At 67.7% G+C, this 23745-nt stretch carries 22 protein-coding genes; 8 read left to right on the forward strand and 14 right to left on the reverse strand.

Translation table 11 applies throughout. From position 1 onward, the window contains the following. Positions 1-6 precede the first annotated feature (6 nt). From VV02_RS11125 to VV02_RS11135, 3 genes are all read right to left on the reverse strand, one after another. The gene (locus tag VV02_RS11125) at positions 7-2985 is read right to left on the reverse strand and encodes a right-handed parallel beta-helix repeat-containing protein (protein WP_052591619.1); all 2979 of its coding nucleotides are present in this window, start codon (positions 2983-2985) and stop codon (positions 7-9) included. Between the two features lie 301 nt (positions 2986-3286). Then, positions 3287-3757, reverse strand: coding sequence for an anthrone oxygenase family protein (locus tag VV02_RS11130; protein WP_052591620.1), 471 nt, complete (start codon positions 3755-3757; stop codon positions 3287-3289). Beyond that, positions 3754-4605 carry an NmrA family NAD(P)-binding protein gene (locus tag VV02_RS11135; RefSeq protein ID WP_052596860.1) on the reverse strand — a complete coding sequence of 284 codons (852 nt, stop codon included), beginning with the start codon at positions 4603-4605 and terminating at the stop codon, positions 3754-3756. Before VV02_RS11135 ends, VV02_RS11130 begins: the two co-directional genes overlap by 4 nt. Before the next feature lie 85 nt (positions 4606-4690). On the opposite strand from VV02_RS11135, the gene VV02_RS11140 reads away from it, so the two are divergent. Then, positions 4691-5659 carry an AraC family transcriptional regulator gene (locus tag VV02_RS11140; RefSeq protein WP_052591621.1) on the forward strand — a complete coding sequence of 323 codons (969 nt, stop codon included), beginning with the start codon at positions 4691-4693 and terminating at the stop codon, positions 5657-5659. A gap of 37 nt (positions 5660-5696) precedes the next feature. Then, positions 5697-6731: a DUF695 domain-containing protein gene (locus VV02_RS11145; RefSeq protein WP_052591622.1), complete on the forward strand. Its 1035-nt coding sequence runs from the start codon at positions 5697-5699 to the stop codon at positions 6729-6731. Here VV02_RS11145 and VV02_RS11150 read toward each other — a convergent pair. Beyond that, positions 6673-7722, reverse strand: a complete 1050-nt coding sequence (locus VV02_RS11150; protein ID WP_052591623.1) for a P1 family peptidase — start codon at positions 7720-7722, stop codon at positions 6673-6675. The genes VV02_RS11145 and VV02_RS11150 overlap by 59 nt on opposite strands. Before the next feature lie 96 nt (positions 7723-7818). On the opposite strand from VV02_RS11150, the gene VV02_RS11155 reads away from it, so the two are divergent. Next, the gene (locus tag VV02_RS11155) at positions 7819-8493 is read left to right on the forward strand and encodes an IclR family transcriptional regulator (RefSeq protein WP_052596862.1); all 675 of its coding nucleotides are present in this window, start codon (positions 7819-7821) and stop codon (positions 8491-8493) included. 200 nt (positions 8494-8693) lie between these two features. Here VV02_RS11155 and VV02_RS11160 read toward each other — a convergent pair whose 3' ends face one another. Together VV02_RS11160 and VV02_RS11165 are read right to left on the reverse strand one after the other, a co-directional pair. Next, positions 8694-9110: an MmcQ/YjbR family DNA-binding protein gene (locus VV02_RS11160; RefSeq protein WP_245633054.1), complete on the reverse strand. Its 417-nt coding sequence runs from the start codon at positions 9108-9110 to the stop codon at positions 8694-8696. Between the two features lie 9 nt (positions 9111-9119). After that, positions 9120-9602: an Lrp/AsnC family transcriptional regulator gene (locus VV02_RS11165; RefSeq protein WP_052591624.1), complete on the reverse strand. Its 483-nt coding sequence runs from the start codon at positions 9600-9602 to the stop codon at positions 9120-9122. A 107-nt stretch (positions 9603-9709) separates the two neighbouring features. Between VV02_RS11165 and hppD the strand changes: the two genes are divergently transcribed. Next, the gene (gene hppD / locus VV02_RS11170) at positions 9710-10915 is read left to right on the forward strand and encodes a 4-hydroxyphenylpyruvate dioxygenase (protein WP_052591625.1); all 1206 of its coding nucleotides are present in this window, start codon (positions 9710-9712) and stop codon (positions 10913-10915) included. Positions 10916-11154: 239 nt separating this feature from the next. Beyond that, positions 11155-12525, forward strand: coding sequence for an MFS transporter (locus VV02_RS11175; RefSeq protein WP_052591626.1), 1371 nt, complete (start codon positions 11155-11157; stop codon positions 12523-12525). Between the two features lie 69 nt (positions 12526-12594). Here the strand turns inward: VV02_RS11175 and VV02_RS11180 are convergent, their stop codons facing one another. Continuing rightward, a complete protein-coding gene (locus VV02_RS11180; protein WP_052591627.1) occupies positions 12595-12957 on the reverse strand; it encodes a winged helix-turn-helix transcriptional regulator in 363 nt (120 codons plus the stop codon). Positions 12958-13054: 97 nt separating this feature from the next. On the opposite strand from VV02_RS11180, the gene VV02_RS11185 reads away from it, so the two are divergent. Further along, the gene (locus VV02_RS11185; RefSeq protein ID WP_052591628.1) at positions 13055-13786 is read left to right on the forward strand and encodes an SDR family oxidoreductase; all 732 of its coding nucleotides are present in this window, start codon (positions 13055-13057) and stop codon (positions 13784-13786) included. A gap of 10 nt (positions 13787-13796) precedes the next feature. Here VV02_RS11185 and VV02_RS11190 read toward each other — a convergent pair whose 3' ends face one another. Further along, on the reverse strand, positions 13797-15047 hold the full coding sequence (locus tag VV02_RS11190; RefSeq protein WP_052591629.1) for an aspartate aminotransferase family protein: 1251 nt from the start codon (positions 15045-15047) through the stop codon (positions 13797-13799). 101 nt (positions 15048-15148) lie between these two features. Here VV02_RS11190 and VV02_RS11195 point away from each other — a divergent pair, with 101 nt between their 5' ends. Continuing rightward, positions 15149-16633 (forward strand): NAD-dependent succinate-semialdehyde dehydrogenase, encoded by a 1485-nt coding sequence (locus tag VV02_RS11195; protein WP_052591630.1) that lies wholly within the window; start codon positions 15149-15151, stop codon positions 16631-16633. Positions 16634-16659: 26 nt separating this feature from the next. On the opposite strand, the gene VV02_RS11200 is transcribed toward VV02_RS11195, so the two are convergent. From VV02_RS11200 to VV02_RS11225, 6 genes are read right to left on the reverse strand one after another with little or no spacing between them, the layout of a single operon-like run. Then, positions 16660-17292: a GntR family transcriptional regulator gene (locus VV02_RS11200; protein WP_245633055.1), complete on the reverse strand. Its 633-nt coding sequence runs from the start codon at positions 17290-17292 to the stop codon at positions 16660-16662. 41 nt (positions 17293-17333) lie between these two features. Next, positions 17334-18071, reverse strand: coding sequence for a maleate cis-trans isomerase family protein (locus tag VV02_RS11205; RefSeq protein ID WP_083450079.1), 738 nt, complete (start codon positions 18069-18071; stop codon positions 17334-17336). Positions 18072-18088: 17 nt separating this feature from the next. After that, complete coding sequence (locus VV02_RS11210; RefSeq protein ID WP_052591632.1) at positions 18089-19324, reverse strand: M20 family metallopeptidase; 1236 nt, start codon at positions 19322-19324, stop codon at positions 18089-18091. Continuing rightward, the gene (locus tag VV02_RS11215; protein WP_052591633.1) at positions 19324-20526 is read right to left on the reverse strand and encodes an aminotransferase-like domain-containing protein; all 1203 of its coding nucleotides are present in this window, start codon (positions 20524-20526) and stop codon (positions 19324-19326) included. Before VV02_RS11215 ends, VV02_RS11210 begins: the two co-directional genes overlap by 1 nt. Positions 20527-20579: 53 nt before the next feature. After that, a complete protein-coding gene (locus VV02_RS11220; RefSeq protein WP_083450080.1) occupies positions 20580-21845 on the reverse strand; it encodes a M24 family metallopeptidase in 1266 nt (421 codons plus the stop codon). Then, positions 21842-22651: a maleate cis-trans isomerase family protein gene (locus VV02_RS11225; RefSeq protein ID WP_179945356.1), complete on the reverse strand. Its 810-nt coding sequence runs from the start codon at positions 22649-22651 to the stop codon at positions 21842-21844. Before VV02_RS11225 ends, VV02_RS11220 begins: the two co-directional genes overlap by 4 nt. Positions 22652-22716: 65 nt before the next feature. Here VV02_RS11225 and VV02_RS11230 point away from each other — a divergent pair, with 65 nt between their 5' ends. Beyond that, complete coding sequence (locus VV02_RS11230) at positions 22717-23700, forward strand: D-2-hydroxyacid dehydrogenase (protein WP_083450081.1); 984 nt, start codon at positions 22717-22719, stop codon at positions 23698-23700. Positions 23701-23745: the final 45 nt, after the last annotated feature.

Below are 23745 nucleotides of genomic sequence, written 5' to 3' on the forward strand. Positions count from 1 at the left end.
AGCCGATCACGGGTGGGTCTTGAAGGCGTCCACGATCATGTAGTCGCCGTCCTTCATGGTGCCGGTGAGCGTGTGGACGCCCGGTGGAAGACCGGTGATCGACACGACCGTGGCCTGGTAGACCCGGGTCGGCGTGGAGAAGCTCACGGTCTTGTACGCCTTGCCGTCGAGCACCAGGTCAACGTTGCCCTCGTCGGTGTTCGTCTGGCTGATCACGTCGACGCCGGTGCCGTTGAAGGTCAGGCTCCAGGTGTCGCCGACGTGCTGCGTCGCCCATATGTCGTCGAGGTACGACTTCGCGCCACCTGCTGACGTGCCTCGCCAGCCCCATCCGGACCCGGTGTAGACGACGCCGGAGATGTCGTTGAGCTGCTCGGGCTGCGAGGTCTTCTTCAGGTCGAGCGTGACGTCCTGCTGACCCCGCCGTACTCCGAGAGTGAGCGTGCCGCCCGGGGCGATCTTGTTGTACTCCCGCCAGAAGGTGTTCCGGTCGGTCGTGACGGCAGCCTGGTTGACCTTGAGGACGTCATCTCCCGTCTTGAGGCCGGCCTGGGCTGCGGCCGAGCCGGCCGGGACCTCGCTCAGGTAGAGGCCGATCGGCTCAGTCAGTCCCAAGGAGGACTGCACCGCCTTCGAGGGGATGTTGATCGCAGTCGCACCGAGGAACTTCTCGGGCTGGGCCTGCGGCGTGGTCGGGGCTGTGGCGCCCACATCCCGGTAGTCGATGACCGCCTTCGGAGGCACCTGCGCGCCAGGCGTACCGAACCCGTTCATAGCGAAGTTGCGGAAGCCCAACGCGATCGCCGGCGAGCTGGCACCGACCGTGAAGTCGTAGCTGTCAGCCGGATCCTTGGCGACGAACCCGGGATCGGCGACGGCCGAGCTCACGTCCATGCCGGCGGCCACCCATGGCGACGCCGGATCGATCGATGTCCCGTCGGAGGAGAGCCGGACGAGGCCGCTCCCATCAGGGTTCACCGAGACCGGCAGACCGCCGTTCCAGAACAGGTTTCGGTCGATCTGGTACTTCGCGGTCTTGGGGTCGTTCAGGACGTTGTTGTACGGCAGTCCGCCGAGGGTGATGTTGTGCTCGATCACGTCGCCGTCGTCGCTGTGGCTGACCTGTTCGTAGATCGATCCGTTGACCAGGATGTTGTTCTGCACCGTGCGGACGTAGCCGTCACGCAGCTTGATGCCGCCCTTCAGCACCAGGTTGTCCTTGACCACGTAGTTCGACGAGCCGTCGTCCAGGTCGATCGCCCAGTCGCCGTCGTGCCAGAACCGGTTGTGCTCGATGGTGATCGGTTCGAGGACATCCAGCTTCATCAGGTGCTTCGCCTGGCTGTCCGTGAGCTTTGTGCCCTTGCTTCCCTCGAACTCGGTGTCCGGTCCGAGCTGGTTGTTGCCGGCGCTGGCCCAGAAGCGGCTGCGTCCCCAGGCGTTGATCGAGCCGTTGTCACCGGTCGACTGGACGCAGTTGAACAGGTCGTTGTTCTTGATGTCGTGCCCGCCCCAGGTGCCGTCCTCGAAGTTCAGACACGCACGGGGGCTCCCGTCGATCGTGTTGCGATCGACGGTGACGTCACGGCTCATCGCGATGTTGATGCCCGAGGACTGCTTCTCGAACTGCCCCATGTCGTGCATCAGGTTGCCGGTGACCTGGATGTCGCGCGGGTAGTCATTGGTCTTGGGCCCAGGTTGTACGTCGTCGACGGCGACGTCGTCGTAGTAGTTGTGCGAGTAGTTGCGCACGGCCGATGAGGATCCGACGATCTGTACGTCGGTCGCGCCGTCCTGCTCGAAACGGTTGCCTCGGATGACGTCGTGGTCGCCATATCCGTCGATGAGGACGCCGTTGCCGCCGAGCTGGTCGAACATCGAGCCGGCGATCGTCACGCGGCGGGTGTTCTTCAGGTGCACGGCAGCCTTACGGACCACAGACCAGTCGCCCTTGGCCAGAGGCTCGAACGTCTCGCCGAACAGCGTGCGATGGGTGTGGGCGAAACGGAACCCGGAGAAAGCGATGTCGTGGGCTGGACGAGCACTGGAATCGCCGGTCACGGTGATCAGCTGATCCTGCTCGGCCGTCTGGACCGTGGCCTTGGCCGGGTCGATCCCCGCCGGCGGGTAGTAGCTGAGCTGACCTGTCGACCGGTCGTAGTGCCACTCGCCCGGAGCATCGAGCTCCTCCAGCACGTTCTCTGCCATGACCGGACCGACGCGTCCGGGGCCGCCACCGAGGCTGATCCCGCAGTCCTGGGGCCGGTTGTTGTCTCCCACGAAGTGCATGTCGAGCTTGTCGTTGGTGCGACCGCTCACCGTGAAGCCGAAGCTGCCCCAGTCTCCGCAGTGCATCGCACGAACGAGCGCGGTGTTCGGGTGTGCCCAGCCGGCCGATCTTGCCTGGAGGTCAGCCAACGACGTGGACCCTTCAAGTCGACTGGCCGAGCGGTCGTAGTTCGGATAGCGGGCCAGGATCTGGCGTTTGCCGTCGACGAACAGTCCGTCGAAGTCGAGCCCCTTGGGCACGTCGGCGGTGAGCACCTTGCTGCCGGGTGCCTTCGGTCGCCAGAGCGCATGCAGCTGCCGGCCTCCGCTCAGGGTCACGTTGGCGCCAGGTGCCGCCGCCCACGTAACCGGCCTCGAAGCGGTGCCGGAGTCGGCCTCGGTCAAGGACAGAGGCGAGCTCAGCTCGTACGTGCCGCCGGCGACCTGGACGCTCAACGCGCGGTTCCTGCCTTCGGCGCGGAGCACCTTGCGGACGGCCTGCTGAGCCCCGGCCAAGGTCGCGAGTGGCTTGCGAGCCGAGGTTCCTGGGTTGTGGTCGTTGCCGTGAGTGGAGACGTAGATCGTGACCCCGTGAGAGCCAGCGGAGCCGGGATCGGCCGACGGAGTGGCACCTGCGGTTGATCCCGCGAGGGCCATCGCCGACGCGGAGGCGATCGAACCGAGAAACAGGCGTCGCGGGCTGAGCGGGATTCTCATGGCTGTCCCTAAACATCCGATGACTGGGTTGGGAGCGGACGCTACTCCCGACTCAATGGCGCGTCAACGGAAGGGACGAAATCACTGGTGCATAGCGCTGTTCGCGAGGTAGCGCCGGCTGCGCGCCGTGCTGCCGCGCCGACGAGCCCGGCCAACCGGCGCTTTAAAGATCCAATGTTTGGCGGTGCCTTTGCAGGAAGACCGAGCCCGACGCGGGAGGCGTCGATGATCACCCTGCGCGTCGTTGGTCGGCACCCGCTGGAGGCCCGGAGACCGTTGTCTCCGGGCCGTTGCGTTTGCCTTACGGGTGCGCGCGGAGCGCTCCCACGAGGGCGCCGAGCGAACCGATGGCCACGACTGTGCGTACGACGTTCCAGCGAATCCATTTGTCCTCGAACAGCTTTCGCGCCTCCTCGATGGCCTTGGTCGCCTCCAGCTTGTCGTTCAGCGGGATGTTGATCCCGAACGTGATGGCGAGCGTGGCGGCGTACAGGACGACGGCGGCAATGAGCCAGGGGAGTGCTTCCTTGTGCGATCCGACCGCGACCACGACCAGAGCCAGGATGCCCAGCACGATCGGCCCGCCGAAGATGATGGCGAACCAGCCGTTGAGGATCTTGATGTTCATGCTGCGCATGGCCAGGACGAACGTGCGGTCGTCGGTGGCCGACAGCCCAGGCATCACCGCGATGCTGAAGGTGAGGTAGAGACCGGCCATCAGGCCCGTTGTCAGTGTGGTAGCGATGATCGCTGCCGTGCGGATGCTGTTCATGACTGGCTCCAGACTCCGTGCGCGGCCGCCTCGGCGACGACCTCACTGAAGGCTCGGGCGGGACGCCCCAGAGCCTGTTGTACGCCGTCGGCCGGCGTGCGGTTTCGGCCGTCGAGGATCTCCTCGAAGAGTGCTGCCAGACCCGCCGCGTCCTCCGTCGGGAGGCCGAGCTGCTCGAGGTCGGCGATGAACGCCTCTGGCGGCACCTGCTCGAATCTCACGGATCGCCCTGTCGCAGAAGCGATCTCAGCGGCGGCCTCGGTGAAGGAGACCGCGCTCGGCCCACTCACCTCGTACGTCTTGCCGCGGTGCCGCTCGTCTGTGAGAGCGGCCGTGACGACCGCCGCGATGTCGCCCGTGTCGGTGAACGGCTCGGGCATGTCAGCGGCTGGCAGGCTGATCACACCGCTCATGATGGCCGGATGGAACAGCCCTTCGGTGAAGTTCTGCGCAAAGACGGAGGCCGTGACGACAGTCCAGTCGAGGCCGCTGTCACGCAGCGCCTGCTCGGACTCGACCGCGCCGGGCTCGTTGCGACCGGACAGGAGCACGATGTGCTCCAGACCTTCCTCGCGGGCGATGGCGGCGATGCGAGCGATGGCCTGCGGTGCGCCGGGGAGCGCCAGGTCGGGCTGGTAGACGAGGTACGCCGCCCGCGCGCCTGAGAGGGCCGGCCGCCAGGTGCTCTCGTCGGTCCAGTCGAACGGGGTCTGCTCGGAGCGGCCGACGGGCCGTACGTCGACGCCCTGGCTGCTCAGAGCCTGGAGGACGTCGCGGCCGGTCTTGCCGCGCGGGCAGGTGATGACGACGGTGTGGGTGCGGGTCTGGGTCGTGGTGTCGGTGTTCATGAAGACCAGTGAAGTCGGCGAGAGCGAGACGAACCATGCCTCAAACTCTTGTCGACATACGTGATCGTCCTGCATCATCGACGTCATGGATCTCACCAGCGCCCTTCTCGCCGGCCCTCGGGCGCAGCGCGCCTTCGCTCTCAAGGTGTGCCTGGCCAGCGGGTGGCGACTACGCATCCAGGACGAGGCTGCGCTCTGCCTCGTGACACCCATGCGTGGTGAGGTCACCGTCCGGTTCGACGACGGCGAGACCGCGCGGGTCGGGGTCGGTGAGGTCGTCCTGGTGCGCGGCAACGATCACTACGACACCTACGACGACCCCGACGCACCCCAGCTCGCGGCGATCGACCCGAACGGCCAGTGCTTCGCACCCGACGGCACTCTGCTCAAGGACCAGCTCAGCCTCGGAGTCCGCACCTGGGGCGATGACCCGGACGGTCAGTCGGTCTTCGTCACGGCGAGCTACGCCGAGACCAACGAGGTCGGCAGCCGGCTGATGCTCGCGCTGCCCCGGCTCCTGGTGATCTCGGCCGACCGGCTGGAGTGGCCGGTCGTCTCGATGCTGCAGGCCGAGATGATCCGGACCGCTCCCGGTCAGGACGTGGTGATCGACCGGCTCCTGGACCTGCTGCTGATGGGCGTGCTGCGCGTCTGGGCGCAGGACAGCACTCACGAGGCGCCCGGGTGGGCGGGCGGTGGTGACGACGAGATCGTCCGTGCTGCGCTGGCCGCCATTCACCACAACCCGGCCGAGGCCTGGACCGTCGCGTCACTCGCGCGATTCACGGGAGTCTCCCGGGCCGTCCTGGCGCGGCGGTTCGCCGACGCGGTCGGTGAGCCGCCGATGGCGTACCTCACGCGCTGGCGGATTCAGCTGGCCGCGGACCTCCTCGTCGAGGAGTCGTCCACACTCCAACGCGTGGCGCGGGAGGTCGGCTACGCCTCGCCGTTCGGTCTGAGTGCGGCCTTCAAGCGAATCAAGGGGATGAGCCCTCAGCAGTTCCGTGATCGAGCCCGAGCAGAGCGCGCGGCGCGAGACGCTCAGACGGGTTGAGTGCGCGTCCGTCGAGCCACCCTGAGATGCTCGCCGCATGGCCTTGTGGGGACGCAGCAAGCGAAGCGCGCGGGACAGCCGCCAGACACAGATCGACGCCTTTTGGCAGTGGTGGTCGGACGAGGGGGCGCAGCAGTGCGCCTCGGCGCTCGGCGACGGCGGGCCAGAGCTGGTGAATGCGCTGCTGGCGCCCAAGGTCGACGAGATCGCGCGGGGACTGGCCTGGGAGGCAGGGCCTGGCAGCGAGGCCATCCACCAGCTGGTCGTCACTGCGGACGGTGATCCTGAGCTCCGCGCCGTGGCTCGCCGGTGGCTCACCACCGCCCCCGAGACGGACATCGTGTGGTGCTACGCCGATAGCCGTCAGCCGGCTGTGGACATCGATGAGGTCGAGATCGACCTCGAGGACCACCAGGTCCAGGCCGCTCAGGCGACGGTCGGCGTACGACGTCAGGGCGTTCGCGTCGACGTCACCGTCCACCATCCTGTGCTGCGCGATCTCGACGAGCCGCGTCGGGCGATGGCAGCGTTCCTGCTGCTGGACGCGGCGCTGGGGGAGGAGCAGACCGAGACCTGGATCGGTGAGCTGGTGCCGAGCCTGACCAAGCCGCTCGACGGGTTCGGGCTGCGCGGACTGATCTCGGTCGTCCGCGACCTGCGTGAGGAGTTCCGCGACGAGGACGGCAAACCGGTCTGGGTGACGCTCGAAGGCCAGGGATTTGCCGGCCCGGTTGTCGCGGTCGCGCAGGTTCCGTTGGCCGCCCCATCGGCGCCCGAGCTCGACACCTACGTCGCCGTCGTCGCGGAGTTCGCGGACCGCACGGAGGACGGCCTGCCTGGTGAGAAGTCAGTCGCGGCCCTGCAGCGTCTGGAGTCAGCGATCGCGGAGCGGCTCGGTGACTCAGGTCGCCTCGTCGCGCACGAGACGACTGGTGGGGCTCGTCGGCTGCACTGCTACGTCGACGGCACGGTCGAGGTCCCCGATCTCTCGGACGCCTGGGGCGAGGGCAAGCTCACCACCCACGTCGAGTACGACCCGGGTTGGAGCGCGGTCCAGCACTTGCGGGGCTAGCCGCGAGATCGGCGGCGGTCAGGCCGTACGCCGTCCGCCCGGCTCTCCCGGTCGTCGTCCGAGCCTGCAGCAGGGAGTGGAGGATCGCTGCCTCCGTGGCCTCGATGGTTGCCGTGAAGAGAGCGTCGAGCGTCGGGTCTGGCGGCGCTGCTGTCGGCTCCGCGCTGGAGAAGGCGATGGCGTAGTCACCACTGCCGTGCCGGTAGTCGGCGCCCAGGCGACCCATCGCGTACACCGCCCGTCGTGCCATGCGACCGAGCTGGCGCGCGTCGACGGGTGCATCGGTTGCGACCACGATCATGCACGAGTTGCCTTGAGCCTCAAGGTGATCCGACTGCTCGGCTGCGGCGGGCGGCTCGATGGCGCGACCACGAATCGTGAGAGTGCCGGAGAAGTTCGTCTGCACGAGCACGCCGACGACGTGATCGCCGCCGGCGCGGGACGCCGTGCCGATCCCGCCCTTGAAGCCGAGTGCGCGCATCCCGGTGCCTGCGCCGACCGCACCTTCTTCGGGCCGTGATCCAGTGGCGTTGTCGAGGGCGGCCAGCACGTGCTCCTCGCGGACGGGTCGCGTGCGGATGTCGGAGAGCCAGCCGTCGTTGCACTCGCCGACCACGGGATTCAGCGAGATCGTCGCCTCATGTCCGGGGCGGCGGAGCATCCACGTGACGAGAGCATCGGCGGCTCGGAAGGCGGACAGCGTCGAGGTCAGCACGATCGGGGTCTCCAGGTCCCCGAGCTCGCTGATCTGGGTGGCGCCAATCAGCTTGCCGTGGCCGTTGCCGACAAAAACGTTGCAGGGCAATGATTTTCGGCTCTCATCAAGCTGTCGGGGTACGACTGCTGTCACGCCCGAGTGGATCTCGCGGCCGTCGGTGACGGTGGTCTGGCCGACCTCTACACCGTCGACGTCGGTGATCGAGTCAGTCGCTCCAGCGGGGCAGGTGTGCGCAAGGAGCGCGTGGACATCCACGTCCGGGTGGTCAGCCATGTGCCCACGGTAGGTTGCGAGACGACGATGCCGGACCGAGGGAGCCTGCGACCTCGGCCGGAGGAGGAGTCTCGCCAAGAAGGACAGGTGACGCAGATGGCGCAGGAGCATCCGGCGACGTCCGATGTCGGCGGCGAGACATCGCAGACGATGGATCGCGGGCTCGAGGTTCTCGATCTGCTCGCGTCCGGTGACCACCCGCTGGGGATGACCGTGACCGAGCTGTCCGCGGCACTCGGCGTCGGACGTCCCGTCGTCTATCGCCTCGTCGCGTCCTTGATGCGGCACGACTTCGTGGTGCGTCGTGATGACGGCCGAATCCGGTTGGGGCTGGGCCTGATGCGGATGTCAGCATCCGTGCTCCCACTGCTGCGGGACACCGCGCTCCCGATCTTGCGGCGCCTGGCCGATGACCTGCAGGCAACGGCTCATCTGGCCGTGGTCGATCGTGGTGATGCGGTCGCGCTCGCGGTCGTCGAACCCAGTCGTTCCGACCTGCACGTGTCCTACCGGGTCGGCGCGCGTCATCCGCTCGATGCCGGTGCAGCGGGGCGCGCGATCCTCCTCGGGCGCGAGAGCGCGTCGGACGCGACCTTCGTGACGACGGACGGCGAGCTGCAGGCTGGGGCGCACGGACTCGCGGCGCCGGTGCTGGCCGTGCCCGGTCTGGAGGCGTCGATCGGCGTGGTGTCGTTGCGGGTGCTGGACGGCGATGTGGCAGGCCCGGCCGTGGTCAGGGCCGCCGAGGAGCTGGCGACCGACCTGACCTAGCGGGCTCGGTCCGTCGGTTGGCTTGCGGTCCACAACGACGCCAGCAACATCCGCCACGGCAACGTCCCATCGGGTGGGGCGTCGCGATTTGAGAAGGGGTAGTAGCGCACTGTGCACTGCCTCACGAGATGGGGCAGTGCACAGTGCGTCAGTAGGTGCCCGGTCTCGAACGTGTCCCAGGTGATGGGCAGATCTGAGACTCAGCCCGGACCGTGCGCGGCGAGCCAGGTCTCGGCTCGCCGCCGCGACGCGCGTGACAGCCATGCGTCCTGGACGACCTCGACGAGCTGGTCGCGCCTCAGCTCACCAATCCGGCTGCCGCGCAACAGAACTGAAGGATGCCCGTTGAAATGCGCAGTGGTGAACCACGGCGACGAAGGATCCTGGACGAGGGCTTCCTTGTCGTCAGGTGACGGGACCCAGAAGACGATGACGTCGTCGTACGGCTCACCCGTCCCGGGGTCGAACGCGTCCTTGCGCGGCGTGCGGAAGGAGAGGAAGGACTTGCCGCCGACCTGGTAGGCAACGGCGCCGCGCGACGAGGTCTCGCTGGTGACGTGGGGCATCGACTCGGCCGTGTCGTACACGTCCTGAAGTCGGGCTCTTCGCGCTGCCACGACGTCAGGCTACGACTGGGCTGCGGCCTGGACGAGGGGTTCGGTACGACGTGCCATCAGCTCCGCGAGGGCGATCACCGTGCTGGTGCGCGTGACGATCCCGGTGCTCACCACGAGGTCGATCACCCGCTGCAGGTCGGGGTTGTCCCGGGCCACCACGCGCACCATCAGGTCGCCGTCGCCCGTGATCGTGTGCACCTCCAGCACCTCCGGGATGCCGCGCAGGTGCTCCAAGAGGTCTTCGTGGCCGGACTGCTGTCGGATGGCCAGCGTGCAGAACGCGGTCACCGGATAGCCCAGCGCGTGCGGGTCCACGGTGGGCGCGAGCGAGCTGATCACACCGCGGCGCAGTAGCCGGTCGAGGCGGGCCTGGACGGTGCCGCGGGCGACGCCGAGCTCGCGGGAGGCGCCGAGCACGCCGATCTGTGGTCGCGTGGTCAGCAGGCTGATGAGTCGAGCATCCAGATCGTCCAGTGACTCCGGCGTTGACATGGACACAATGTACAGCGCTCGTGCGCGACGCCAGCGCAGTCTGCGCACTGTGACCAGCGATCGCTGCGACTGTTGCCGTGTGGCCGGAGCGGAGCCACAGTGACCCCATGACCGACACTCTGAATCTCACTCCGCAGGAGCGCGAGGCCGACCTCAACCTCGACCAGCTCAAGCAGCTGGTCGGTCTGGTCGAGTACGACGAGCAGAAGGACCCCTTCCCGGTGACGGGCTGGGACGCCATCGTCTTCGTCGTCGGCAACGCCACCCAGACGGCGCACTACTACCAGTCCGCGTGGGGCATGGAGCTGGTCGCCTACTCGGGTCCGGAGACCGGCAACCGTGACCACAAGTCGTTCGTGCTGAAGTCCGGGTCCATCCGTTTCGTCGTCAACGGCGCGGTCGATCCCGAGAGCCCGATGGTCGAGCACCACCGCAAGCATGGTGACGGTGTCGTCGACATCGCCCTCGAGGTGCCCGACGTCGACAAGTGCATCGCGCAGGCCAAGCAGGCCGGTGCGACCGTCGTCCGTGAGCCTGAGGACGTGACCGACGAGCACGGCACGATCCGTGTCGCGGCGATCGCGACGTACGGTGAGACCCGCCACACCCTGATCGACCGCAGCAAGTACGACGGCCCGTATCTGCCCGGATACCAGGCCTCTTCGTCGACTTTCGTCAAGCGCGAGGGTGAGCCCAAGCGGCTGTTCCAGGCGCTCGACCACATCGTCGGCAACGTCGAGCTCGGCAAGATGGACGAGTGGGTCGGGTTCTACAACCGCGTCATGGGCTTCGTGAACATGGCCGAGTTCGTCGGCGACGACATCGCCACCGACTACTCCGCGCTGATGTCCAAGGTCGTCTCCAACGGCAACCACCGGGTGAAGTTCCCGCTCAACGAGCCGGCGCCGGCAAAGAAGAAGTCGCAGATCGATGAATACCTCGAGTTCTACCGCGGCGCCGGTGCCCAGCACCTCGCGGTGGCGACGGGCGACATCCTCGCGAGCGTGGATGCGCTGCGTGCCAACGGTGTTGAGTTCCTCGACACCCCGGACTCCTACTACGAGGACGACGAGCTGCGGGCTCGCATCGGTGAGGTGCGCGTACCCGTCGATGAGCTGCAGAAGCGCGGCATCCTCGTCGACCGGGACGAGGACGGCTACCTGCTGCAGATCTTCACCAAGCCGCTGGGTGACCGCCCGACGGTGTTCTTCGAGCTGATCGAGCGACACGGCTCGCTGGGCTTCGGCAAGGGAAACTTCAAGGCGCTCTTCGAGGCGATCGAGCGCGAGCAGGACCGACGCGGCAACCTGTGAACGTCCAGATGACGATTTCTGAGACGCGCTGACGGAGGGCCCGAGAGCCCCGGAATCACGCGGTAGCAGCGCCTTTCACGCCGAGCGGCGTACCCGACACGGGTACGCCGCTCGGTTGCGCTCAGGCGCTCGTGATGGAACGGTGCTGAGCCGGAGACTCCGGTGTACGGTGTCTGATTGTCGACAATTACTGAAGCAGAAGTAGCTCACCACCGGCTCGGGACGGAAGAGAGATACCCATGTCAAGCGAGAGTCCGACGACAGTCGAGGAGGTGCCGCCGAACATCCTCCACCGGGCGATCGGCGCATCCGCGATTGGTAACGCGGTCGAGTGGTTCGACTACGGCGTCTACGCCTACATGACCACGCACATCGCGAAGTCGCTGTTCCCAGAGGGCGACGACGCGGTGTTCTTCACCCTCATCGGTTTTGCCGTGTCGTTCCTGATCCGCCCGATCGGTGGCCTCTTCTGGGGTCCGCTGGGCGACAAGATCGGCCGCAAGCGCGTCCTGGCGATGACGATCATCCTGATGGCCGGCTCCACGCTGTGCGTCGGTCTGATCCCGAGCTACTCGACGATCGGCTGGTTCGCGCCAGTCATGCTCTACCTGCTGCGGATGATCCAGGGCTTCTCGGCCGGTGGTGAGTACGGCGGCGCGGCGACCTTCATGGCGGAGTACGCCCCCGATAAGAAGCGCGGGTTCTACGGCAGCTTCCTCGAGGTCGGCACCCTCGCCGGCTTCACGCTCGGCAACGGCATCGCGCTGATCCTGGTGCACACCCTGAACGACAGCCAGCTGGCTGACTGGGGCTGGCGCATCCCGTTCATGGTTGCAGCGCCGCTGGGTCTGATCGGTATGTACCTCCGAAGCAAGATGGAGGACACGCCCGTCTTCCGGGAGCTGGAGGCCAAGAACGAGACCGAGGAGATGGTGAAGGGTGTCTTCAAGGACCTGATCACCAAGTACACCCGCCCGATCCTGACGCTGTTCGGTCTGGTTATCGCGCTCAACGTCGTCAACTACACCCTGCTCAGCTACACGCCGACCTATCTGCAGGGCACGATCGACATGAGCGAGGACGACGCGCTGCTCGTGCCGTTCTTCGGTCAGATCGCCATGCTCCTGACGCTGCCGTTCTTCGGCGCACTGTCGGATCGCATCGGGCGGCGGCCGATGTGGCTGTTCTCGTGCGCGGCGCTCATCATCGCGATCATCCCGATGTACAAGCTGATGGGCACCAACCTGACCGGCGCGATCATCGCGTTCGCGGTCATCGGGCTGCTCTACTGCCCGCAGCTCGCCACCATTTCGGCGACCTTCCCTGCGATGTTCCCGACCATCGTGCGGTTTGCCGGAGTCGCCATCGGGTACAACGTGGCGACATCGGTCTTCGGTGGTTCGGCGCCGTCGATCAACGAGTGGCTGATCGACAAGACCGGTGACAACCTGTGGCCGGCGTACTACATGGTCGCTGCCTGCATCATCGGCATCGTCGCGGCGTACTTCCTCATCGAGACGAAGGGTCATTCCTTGCGCGGGACCGAGGTGCCGGGCACCCCTGAAGCTGCCGAGGAGCAGAGGCAGCTCGCCGCCGAGGCAGCCCGCTAGCTCACGCTCCACGTACGACGGCCGGTCACCTCGCGGGGTGACCGGCCGTCGTACGTATCGCGTTGTGGCTCATGGCTTTTCGACGTGAGCGGCATGCGCGGCCTGGATGTCCGGGACGTGCTCCTCGGCCCAGGCGCGGACGGCGCTCAGCGGCACGAGCAGGGACCGTCCGAGCTCGGTCAGCTCGTACTCGACGCGAGGCGGGCTCTCGTCGTACGAGGTTCGCTGGATCAGCCCGTCGTGCTCGAGGGCTCGCAGCGTCTCGGTGAGCACCTTGGGGGTGATGCCCTGGATGTGCGCCTTGAGCTCGGTGAACCGCATCGGTCCGCCCTCGAGTGCATTGACGACGAACACCGTCCACCGAGCGCCGATGCGGTGCAGGACCGTCCGGCTCGGACACGTCGCGGCCATCACGTTGTACGCCTTGCCCATGGGTCTCCCGTCGGTATCGTTGAAGGTACCGGTTTCAAAAGCATACCGTCCTTCTCGACGGGCCCGACCCGGGCCCGAAGACGAGAGAGGACGTGCCATGACGCACGCAGCAGATCTGACCGGACAACGGGTGCTCATCGTGGGCGGATCACGCTTCATCGGAGCCGAGCTCGCCCGGCGCGCAGCGTCGTTGGGCGCCGAGGTCGTCATCGGTGCGCGCGACCTCGACCGTGCGACGGAGGTCGCGGATGCGCTCCCCGGTGGCGCGGGCAAGGTCGTACGCATCGACGTGCTCGAGGAGAGCACGATCGCGGCTGCCGCCGCTGACATCGGCGAGGTCGACCACGTCATCGTGACGGCCGCTGCGCACCATGACGTGCCGGTCGCCGAGCTGGAGCATGACAAGGTCGTGGCGGCCTTCGAGGCCAAGGTCATCGGACCGCTCATGCTGGCCAAGCACTTCGCTCCGCGGATGCGCGCCGGCGGTTCGTTCGTCCTCTTCTCGGGCATCGTCGGGTGGAAGCCCGGCCCCGGCTCGACGGTCAAGGGCATCACCAACGGGGCGGTGGCGTACGCCGCCGCGCACCTGGCCGCCAACCTCTCGCCCCTGCGCGTGAACGCGATCGCACCCGGCGTCGTCGACTCGGGCACGTGGGACGAGAAGGTCGGCGACAAGGCCGCTTTCCTGAGCCGGGCCGGCGAGCACACGCTCGTCGGACGGTACGGCGAGATGGCCGACATCGCCGACGCCGCGATGTGGCTCCTCACCGCCGGCTACGTCACCGGTGAGGTGATCCACATCGACGGTGGCGGCCGTCGCGTGGCCTGAGCGACCGAGGTCAGAGGACGGCGTCGATCGTCTCGGCCCACAGGCCGGCGGCCTCGTCGACCTCCTGCTCGGAGACGACCAGCGCCGGGATGAATCGGACGACCTGGCTCCACGCGCCGCAGGTGAGCAGCAGGAGGCCACGCTTGGCGGCCTCCTGCTGGGCCTTCGCGGCTGTGGATCCGTCGGGGTTGCCGTCGGCGTCGCGGAACTCGTTGCCGATCATCAGCCCGAGACCGCGTACGTCGACGATCTCGTCGTGCTTGTCGGCGACCTGCTGGAGGCCTTCCTTGAGCTGGGCGCCGCGAGCGGCGGAGTTCTCGACGAGCTTCTCTTCCTGGATGACGTCCAGGGTCGCGATGGCAGCGGCGCACGCGACCGCGTTGGCGCCGTAGGTGCCGCCCTGCGAGCCGGGCCAGGCCTTCTCCATGAGTGCGTTGGAGGCTGCGATCGCGGACAGCGGGAAGCCGGAGGCAAGCCCCTTGGCCGTGACGAGGATGTCGGCCTTGGCGTCGAAGTGGTCGCCGCCCCAGAACTTCCCGGTGCGACCCCAGCCGGTCTGGACCTCGTCGAGCACGAGCAGGATGCCGTGCTTGTCCGCGCGCTCGCGCAGGCCGGCGAGGAACTCGGTGCTGGCGGGCACGTAGCCGCCCTCGCCGAGCACCGGCTCGACGAAGAACGCCGCGGTGTCGTTGGGCGCCGACAGCGTCTGCAGCGTGTAGTCCAGCTGCTTCAGCGCGAAGGCGGTGGTCTCCTCCTGGCTCCAGCCGAAGTGGCCGGGGTCGGGGAACGGCGACACCTGGACGCCGGCCATCAGTGGCGAGAACCCGCTGCGGAACTTCGTGCCGGACGACGTCATGGACGCCGCCGCGACCGTACGACCGTGGAAGCCTCCGTGGAAGACGATCACGTTGGATCGGCCGGTCGCCTGACGAGCCAGGCGGAGCGCGGCCTCGATCGCCTCGGAGCCGGAGTTGGCGAAGAACGCGCGGTCAAGGCCCTGGGGGAGCACCTCGCTGAGGCGGTCGACCAAGGTGAGCAGGGGCTGGTGCATCACCGTCGTGTACTGCCCGTGGATCAGCTTGCCGACCTGCTCCTGAGCAGCGGCGACGACCTTCGGGTGGCAGTGCCCGGTGCTCGTGACGCCGATCCCGGCCGTGAAGTCGAGGTATCGCCGACCGTCTGCGTCGTAAAGGTTGACGCCCTCGCCATGAGTGGCGACCACGGGGGTCGCCTGCTTGAGCACCGGTGACAGCTGTGCCATCTCGCTTCTCCTCGTCGGCTGATCGTGCTGATTGAATCTGGCTGCTAGATTGTAGACAATCTGACTATGGCATGGAACAGCACGGTGCGCGAGAGGACGGCATGACCATCACTGCAGCAAAGTCGTTGACCGACAATGAGATTCGCGTCCTGAACGACGTGCACAAAGAGCTCCTGATCGGTGGGCAGTGGAGCGCGGCCGACAGTGATGCGACCTTCGAGGTGCTGGACCCGTCGACCGGCGCCGTGCTGGCAGAGGTGGCCGATGCGTCACCGGCTGACGGACAGCGCGCCCTGGACGCGGCCGTCGAGGCGCAGGCCGCGTTCGCCGCGACGACGCCGCGAGAGCGCTACGACATCCTCATGAAGGCGTACGGCCTGCTGCACGAGCGGATCGACGACCTCGCGCTGCTGATGACCCTGGAGATGGGCAAGCCGCTGGCAGAGGCGAAGGGCGAGATCACCTACGCCGCAGAGTTCTTCCGGCACTTCGCGTTCGAGGCACTGCGCATCGACGGTGGCTACCAGACGGCGCCGGCCGGGGGAGCGCGCTTCCTGATCTCCAAGCAGCCGGTCGGGCCGTGCCTGCTGATCACGCCGTGGAACTTCCCGATGGCAATGGGCACTCGCAAGATCGGTCCCGCGATCGCCGCGGGCTGCACGAGCGTGATCAAGCCTGCTCACCAGACGCCGCTGTCGATGCTCGCGCTCGGCGCGATCCTCACGGAGGCGGGTGTGCCCGACGGCGTCGTCAACATCGTCACCTGCATGAACGCCGGCGACGTGATGGAGCCGCTCATCAAGTCGGGCAAGGCACGCAAGCTGTCCTTCACCGGCTCGACCAAGGTCGGCAAGGTGCTGCTCGAGCAGTGCGCGGACAAGGTGCTGCGCACCTCGATGGAGCTCGGTGGCAACGCGCCGTTCATCGTGTTCGAGGACGCCGACATGGACGAGGCGGTCAAGGGTGCGATGGCCGCCAAGATGCGCAACATGGGTGAGGCGTGCACCGCGGCCAACCGAATCTTCGTGCACGAGAACGTGATTGACGAGTTCGGCAAGCGACTGTCACAGGCGATGAGCGAGCTCAAGGTTGGACGCGGCACCGAGGACGGCGTCCAGGTCGGACCGCTGATCGACGAGGCGGGCCGGCAGAAGGTCATCGATCTGCTCGAGGATGCGACCGCGCGCGGCGCCACCGTGCTGACCGGGGGAGATGCGCCCGACGGAGACGGGTTCTTCTTCACGCCGACGGTACTGACCGGCGTACCTCACGATGCACGGATGACCTCCGAGGAGATCTTCGGACCGGTCGCGCCGCTGACTCCCTTCACGACGGAGAAGGAGGTCGTCGCGGCCGCCAACGACACGCCGTACGGCCTCGTGTCCTACGTCTTCACCAACGACCTGCGGCGTGCGCTGCGGGTCGCCGAGGCGATCGAGTCGGGCATGGTCGGCCTCAACCAGGGCGTCGTGTCCAACCCGGCGGCACCGTTCGGTGGCATCAAGGAGTCCGGCCTGGGCCGCGAGGGCGGCAGCGTCGGCATCGATGAGTTCCTCGAGGTGAAGTACATCGGCATCGCCCTCTGAGGCGGCAACCTGCCAGTGCCGGGGTGTCAGTCGGCGCGCAGGCGTTTCAGGGCGTCGTGCATGTGCGCCACCAGCAGCTTGTCGGTCAGTCGCGGCTTGCGGTCGACGAACGACTGGGCGATGGCCCGGTGCTCCTCGATGCGCGCCTCGTGGCTGCCGTAGGTCGCCTTCAGCGCGTTCAGGCACATGCGGGTCTCGGTGAGCAGCGTGCCGTGCATCTGCGCGAGCCGAGGACTCTGCGACAGCTCGACCAGCACCTCGTGGAACTCCCGGTCGACGTCGGCCACGCCGGACTCGTCCCCGGCTGCGCCGCGCTCTCGCATCTCGTCGATGACGGCTAGCAGCCGTGCACCGCTGCCGACGGGATCCAGCACATGCACCTGCTCGGCCGCGGCCCGCTCGACGGCCTGCCGAGCGATGTACATGTCGCGCACGCGGTCAGGCGTCATCTCGATGACGAAGAGCCCGCGGTTGCGGATCGCGAGGAGCAGACCCTCCTGGGTCAGTCGCTGCAGCCCTTCGCGCAGCGGGCCCCTGCTGACGCCGAGCTGTGCGGCCAGCTCGATCTCGGTCAGCTGTGCGCCGGGCGGGATGTCGCCCACCGCGATGGCCTCACGAACACTGTCGGCGACCATGCTGGCCGTCGACTCCTGTGCCACGGGTTGAAGCACCCTTCGTAGCTGTGCCTGCGACATGCCCCTCAACTCCTCGCTCGGAACAGTGTGCCCAGTCCGTCGATCTGAGTGCTCGCGCCGAGTAGGTCAAGACCTTTCCACACGGTGACCTGGTTGGCCGTGAGTACCGTTGTCCCCGTGGCGTGTTCGAGCTCGTCGAGCCACTCCAGCGTGTGCATCGCGGTGTCCGGGACGAGGATCGCGTCGGGCTCGCCGGTCCGGTCCGCACCCTGCACGAGGCGTACGACGTCGTCCCGTCCCAGCGTGCCGACCTCGGCAGCCGTGATGATCCCGTGGCTGCCCATCGCGGTCACGTCCACGCCGCCTGCCTGCAGCAGGCTGACGAAGTGCTCGGCGACGTCCTGCGGGTACGACGCCGCCACCGTGACCTTTCGCGCACCGACAGCGTGGCATGCGTCGACGAACGCCAACGACGTCGAAGAGGTGGGAAGCCCTGTCACCTCGGCCAGCCGGCGTACCTGCTCATGCGCGCCGTCCCAACCGAATACGAAAGAGCCGGACGTGCACGCCCACATCACTGCGTCCGGGTCGTGCTCCTTCGTCAGCGTGCGCGCGCCCTCGGCGAGACGGTCGTCGCCACCGAGGTCGAGCAGGGCGTCCACGCGGTGCGCGTCCTCGCCGACGGACGTATGCACCAGCGGCAGCTCGACGGGCTCGCCCGCCCGATCGGCCAGGCGGCTCTGCAGGGCAGGGAAGTCGTCCTCGGCGCTGTGGCCGGGGTAGAGCAGTCCAACGCGGGGCATCGGTTCTCCGATCTCAGTCAGGTGAGCAGGCGAAGGGCGGCGAGGGCATAGGTACGGGCAGCGGTCACGAGCTCGTCGACACCGACCGACTCGTCGGGTCGGTGCGCCTGATCGTTGATCGATCCAGGGCCGAGCACGATGACCGGGACGTGCCAGTCGCGGGCGATGAAGCCCCCGTCGCAGGCAGCAGTCCAGCCACCGAGCGGGTGACCCGGCCCGCCGGCCGCAGCGAGGGCGCCGTCGACCGCTAGGACGAACGAATCATCCTGCGGCGTCTCGAAACCCGGCATGTCCATCGGCATCTCGACGTCGACACTCAGGCCGTCGCGTTCGAGATGCAGTCCGTCCACGCGGGTCTGGATGGACGTCAGCACGTCGGCGGGCACCTCATCGGGCAGCAGGCGACGATCGCAGTGGATCGTGGCGCTTGCCGGCACGATGGATGCGCCGTGTCCGCCTTCGATGCGACCGACGTTCCACGTCACCGGGCCGACGAGCGGATGCGCGTCGGAGGCGGCCCCCTCGTGCCACTGACGCAGCGACTCCACGACGCGGGCCGCGCCGTAGATGGCGTTGCGCCCGTCGTCCGGCCGACCGGCATGCGCGGCGACGCCGTGGACCGTGATCCTCACGTAGGCATCGCCACGCGCGGCGACGATCGTCTGCAGGTCGGTCGGCTCGGCGGTGATGCACCCGAGGTAGTCGCGCGGCTGAGGCTGGGCAACGACATGACGTACGCCGATGCCCGTCGACTCCTCGTCGACCGTCGCGGCCAGCTCGATGGGGCCGGTCAGTCGTACGCCGGCCGCCTGGGTTGCGCGCTGCACCGCGGCCATCGCAACCACCGCGGCCGCCAGACCGCCCTTCATGTCGGTCGTGCCGCGGCCGTAGACCCGACCATCGCGAAGCAGGCCGCCGAACGGATCCACGGTCCAGTCGTCGCCGAGTGGCACCACGTCGGTGTGCCCGAGCAGCAGCAGCCCCGGGCCGTTGTCGTGACCGGTGGTGAGGGCGTGGACGTTGTCGCGGTCGGGCGCGGCCGGGCTGGTGCTGACGTCGAGGCCGAGCTCGCGGCAGATGGCGACGAGCGCGGCGACGGTCTCGGCCTCTTCGCCGGGCGGGTTCTGGCCGACAGCCTGGACGAGGCGTTGGGTGAGCCGGACAACCTCGCCGTCGTCGATGAGCGCGAGTACAGCAGTTTCGAGAGCCGAGAGTGGCTGTGCGGCAAGCGAATCCGTGCGCGTGGTGCCCATCAGGAAGTGACCTTGTCGACGGCACGACGCAGCCGTTCGACGCCCTCGTGAATGCGCTTGGGAGTGGTCGCCGCGAAGCACACCCGCAGCGCGTGTGGGAACTGCTTGCTCGGCGAGAAGGCGTTGCCGGGAATGAAGGCGACACCCTCGGCGAGCGCCACTTCGAAGAGCCGCTCGGTGTCGACCTCCGGACCGAACGTGACCCAGAGGAAGAAGCCACCCTCCGGGTCGGTCCAGCGGGCCTCGCCGCCGAAGTGCTCGGTCAGTGCCGCCTGCATGGCCTCCTTGCGAGCCCGGTAGACCGCACGCTGGGTCGTCAGGTGCTCGTTGAGGTGTCCGCCGCGCAGGAAGCCGGCGATCAGGCGCTGCATCGGCAGATTGGTGCAGGTGTCCATCGCCTGCTTGGCGTTGATGAGGAGCTGCTGGAGCTCGGGCGCCGCGTCCACCCATCCGACACGCAGACCCGGCGCCATGATCTTGGAGAAGGTCCGGACGGACAGCACGAGCGGGTCGCCAGCGGCCAGCTCGTGCAGCGACGGCACGGCATCCCCGGCGAAGCGCAGCATGCCGTACGGGTCGTCGTCGATGACCAGGCTGCCCCAGCGGTTGGCCAGCTCGAGGAGGCGGTGCCGGCGCTCGAGCGTCATGGAGGCGCCGGACGGGTTCTGGAAGGTCGGGATCGTGTAGATCACCTTGGGTGGCCGGCCGCTGCCGATCATCTCCTCCAGCCGGTCCACCTGCATGCCCTCGGCATCGACCGGCACCTCTAGAAGGTCCGCCTGGTACGACAGCGCGGTCGCCGATCCGTTGGTGTAGGTGGGAGATTCGACCACCACGAGATCTCCCGGATCGACGAACAGCTTGAAGGCGAGGTCCAGCCCTTGCATGCCTCCCGACGTGATGGTGAGGCGTTCGGGAGAGGTGGCATCCGTCGTACCGGACAGCTGGGCGAGTAGTGCCTCCCGGAGGGCGGCGTCGCCTTCGGTGGCGGCGTAGTCGAAGGCATCGGGTGCCTCAGCGCCGATCTCGCGTACGCCGATCTCGGCCAAGACGTGAGTCGGAATCGCTTCAGGCGCAGGGCTGCCCATCGCGAAGCGCACGATGTCGTGGGTCTGCGACGCCAGCAATGACGTGCTCGAGTCGATCACCGAACCGACCAGGTCTGAGGCCCGGCTGGCCAGGGGAAGGGTGGTGGTCTGCATCGTGCTCACCTCCGTGCTCGCGTGCGGATTGCCTTGATGTGTTTGGTCTTTGGTCACTCGCGGATCGTCAGACCGCGGGGAACGTGCGTGAGCTGTTCGGCGCCAGCATCGGTGACAAGCACGGACTCCGACGTCTCGTAGCCCCAGCCGTCCATCCACATCCCGAGGATCACGTGGAAGGCCATCCCGGACCGGATCTCGGTCTCCTCCTCCGAGCGAAGGCTGATCGTGCGCTCGCCCCAGTCGGGTGGGTAGCCGATGCCGATGGAGTAGCCGATGCGGGACTCCTTGTGCAGGCCGTACTGGCCGACCGTCTCGGCAAAGGCGCGGTGCACGTCGCGACCGAGCGCACCGGGCTTCATCGCGTCGAGCGCGGCTTCCATGCCCTCACTCACCGCGTCGGAGCACGACTGCAGCCGCTGCGGTGGCTTGCCGAGGACAACGGTTCGGGCCAGCGGCGCGTGGTAGCGGTGATGGACGCCTGCGATCTCGATCGTGGTCGCCTCGCCCTTGATCAGCGGCAGGTCGGACCAGGTGAGGTGCGGCGTACCGGCCGTCTCACCCGTGGGCAGCATCGGGACGATCGCCGGGTAGTCGCCGCCCAGCTTGTGCGCGCCGAGGGCCTGCGCGTGCTGGATCTCGGCGACCACGTCGCACTGCCGCCGGCCGGTCTCGATCGCCTCGATCGCGATCTCCATGACCCGCTGCGCAATCTGGCCGGCGAGTCGCAGCTTGTCCTGCTCCAGGTCCGACTTGATGACCCGTACCCAGTTGACCAGCTCGTAGCTGTCGACGACCGACGCCTGCCGCAGCAGCGCATGCATCGCGAAGAACGCGCGAGCGGTAAAGAAGTGGGAGTCGGTCTCGGCGCCGACGTACGACCCAGGCTCATCGCTGAGCACGCCGATCTCCAGCGCCTGCTTGGTGATCCAGTCGAACGGGTGGGCGTCGGTGCGGTGGACGAGGTCCTCGGGGTAGCCGTGGATCTGGTCTTTCGAGAGGTACGCCGTGTAGTGGGCTCCCTGCGCGTCCATCGCGCGGGCGAACAGGTGTGGCTCGCCGCCAGCCGGGACGACGAGGCACTGCGGCATGTAGAACGACCAGGCGTTGTAGCCGGTCAGGTAGTAGATGTTGGCCGGGTCAACGACCAGAAGCGACGTCAGTGCGCGCTCGGCCATCCGGGCCTGCACTGCGGCGAGGCGCGCTCGGTACTCGTCGTCGGGAAACGGGCGCGAGCGCAGCTGGCCGTCGACCGCGACGGTGTAGGGCTTGACGCCGTCCGGAGTGGGGTCGGCGGGGTCCAGCGGGTACGTCGTCATGCGGCCTCTCCGGTGATCACGCGGGCGAGCAGAGTCTGGCCGGGGCCGATCGCCTCGAGTCCTGCCATGTGGAGTGCCGCCCAGATCGTGACCTGGTTGGCGGTGAGGACGGGGATGCCGAGCTCGCGCTCCAGCGGTGCGATCAGGTCGTACGTCGGCAGGTTGGTGCACGAGATGAAGACCGCCTCGCAGTCGCCGGCGGCCACGGCTTCGCGGGCCAGGTCGAGTGTGAGGGCGTACGGGACCCGCCAGATGCGGCCCGCGAGACCGAGCTTGGCCGAGCCGCTGACCTCGATGCCGACCTCTTCGAGGTAGTGCTCCAGGGCGGCGGTGATGTCGTCGTCGTAGGGCGTCGCGACGGCGAGGCGGGTGATGCCCAGGTGCTTGAGCGCCATCACGAGCGCGCCGGACGTGGACAGCGCTGCGGGTGCGCCGCCGGCGAACATCGCTGCTACCAAAGCACGTTCGCCTGCTGCGCCGTGAATGAAGCTGCCGGACGTACAGGCGTAGGCAATGACCTCCGGTTGGGTCGCGATGAGCTCAGTGGTGCACTCGGCGACCACGTCGGAGTCGCCGACCTCGGCGGCCATGTCGACCGAGACGGGGAGGGGGGAGTAGGGCGTACGGGTGACCAGGAGGGTGGCGTTGTCGGGGACCCAGCGCCAGAGCTCACGGTCGAGGGCAAAGTCGTACGGCGCGATCACGCCGATGCCGATATCGCCGATCGGTGCGTCGACAGGGACACCGATGGGCGTCGCCGTGGCGTCCTCGAGGACCTCGGGGTCGAGGCCGGGATGTGGCTCCATCTGCACATGGTGCATCCCGAGTAGGATTGTTGACAATCGGTTGTGACGATTCCTACGTTGACCGCGTGACCCAAGCGCTCCCGGTGATCGTCGTCCTCGGCTCGACGAGCGACGATCGACCCGCCCATCTGACCCCGCTCGACGGACGCGTCGAGCTGCGCTACACCGATGCCGCGGGGCTCGGCGACGCACTCGACGGCGCCCGCGGCCTGCTGCTCTGGGACTACTTCTCGGAGGCGATCAAGAGCGTCTGGGACAGGTCTGACTCGTTGGAGTGGATCCACGTCGCGGCGGCCGGGGTCGACAAGCTGATGTTCGACGACCTGCGGCGCTCCGACGTCGTCGTCACCAATGCTCACGGGGTCTTCGACCTACCGATCGCTGAGTTCGTGCTCGCCTCCGTGCTGGCCCGCGCCAAGCTGGTCCACGAGAGCCATGACCTGCAGCTGGCGCGCACCTGGCATCGCCGCGAGACGCTCCCGGTCGCCGGCGCGACGGCGCTGGTGGTCGGCACCGGCGGCATCGGGCGGGCCATCGCGCGACTCCTGCGCGCGGTCGGGATGAACGTCGCAGGTGCTGGCCGTACGCCGGCCGCGGACGACCCCGACTTCGGGCGGGTCGTCGACAGCTCACGTCTTGTGGATCACGTGGGCGAGTTCGACTACGTCGTCAACGCGACGCCCCTGACCCCTGAGACGACTGGCCTCTTCGAGGCAAAGGTCTTCGCCGCCATGGGTCCGGGCTCCTACTTCATCAACATCGGTCGCGGCGCCAGCGTGGTCGAGGCCGATCTTGCCGATGCCGTTCAGCGGCAGGAGATCAGCGGCGCGGCCCTAGACGTCTTCGAGCAGGAACCTCTGCCCGTCGACTCGCCCCTATGGACGCTCCCGGGCGTCGTCGTCTCGGCGCACATGGCGGGGGACGTGCTTGGCTGGAAAGACAGTCTGGCGCGACAGTTCGTCGATATCGCCGAACACTGGCTCGAAGGGACCCCCATGCCAAACGTGGTCGACAAGCAGCGCGGGTATGTTCCGGGGAGGTCCTTGTGAGCGGCGAGGAGGATGCAGCGAAGGTTGGGAGCGAGGAACGAGCGC

Origin of the sequence: Luteipulveratus mongoliensis (genome assembly GCF_001190945.1) — a bacterium.
GTDB lineage: Bacteria > Actinomycetota > Actinomycetes > Actinomycetales > Dermatophilaceae > Luteipulveratus > Luteipulveratus mongoliensis.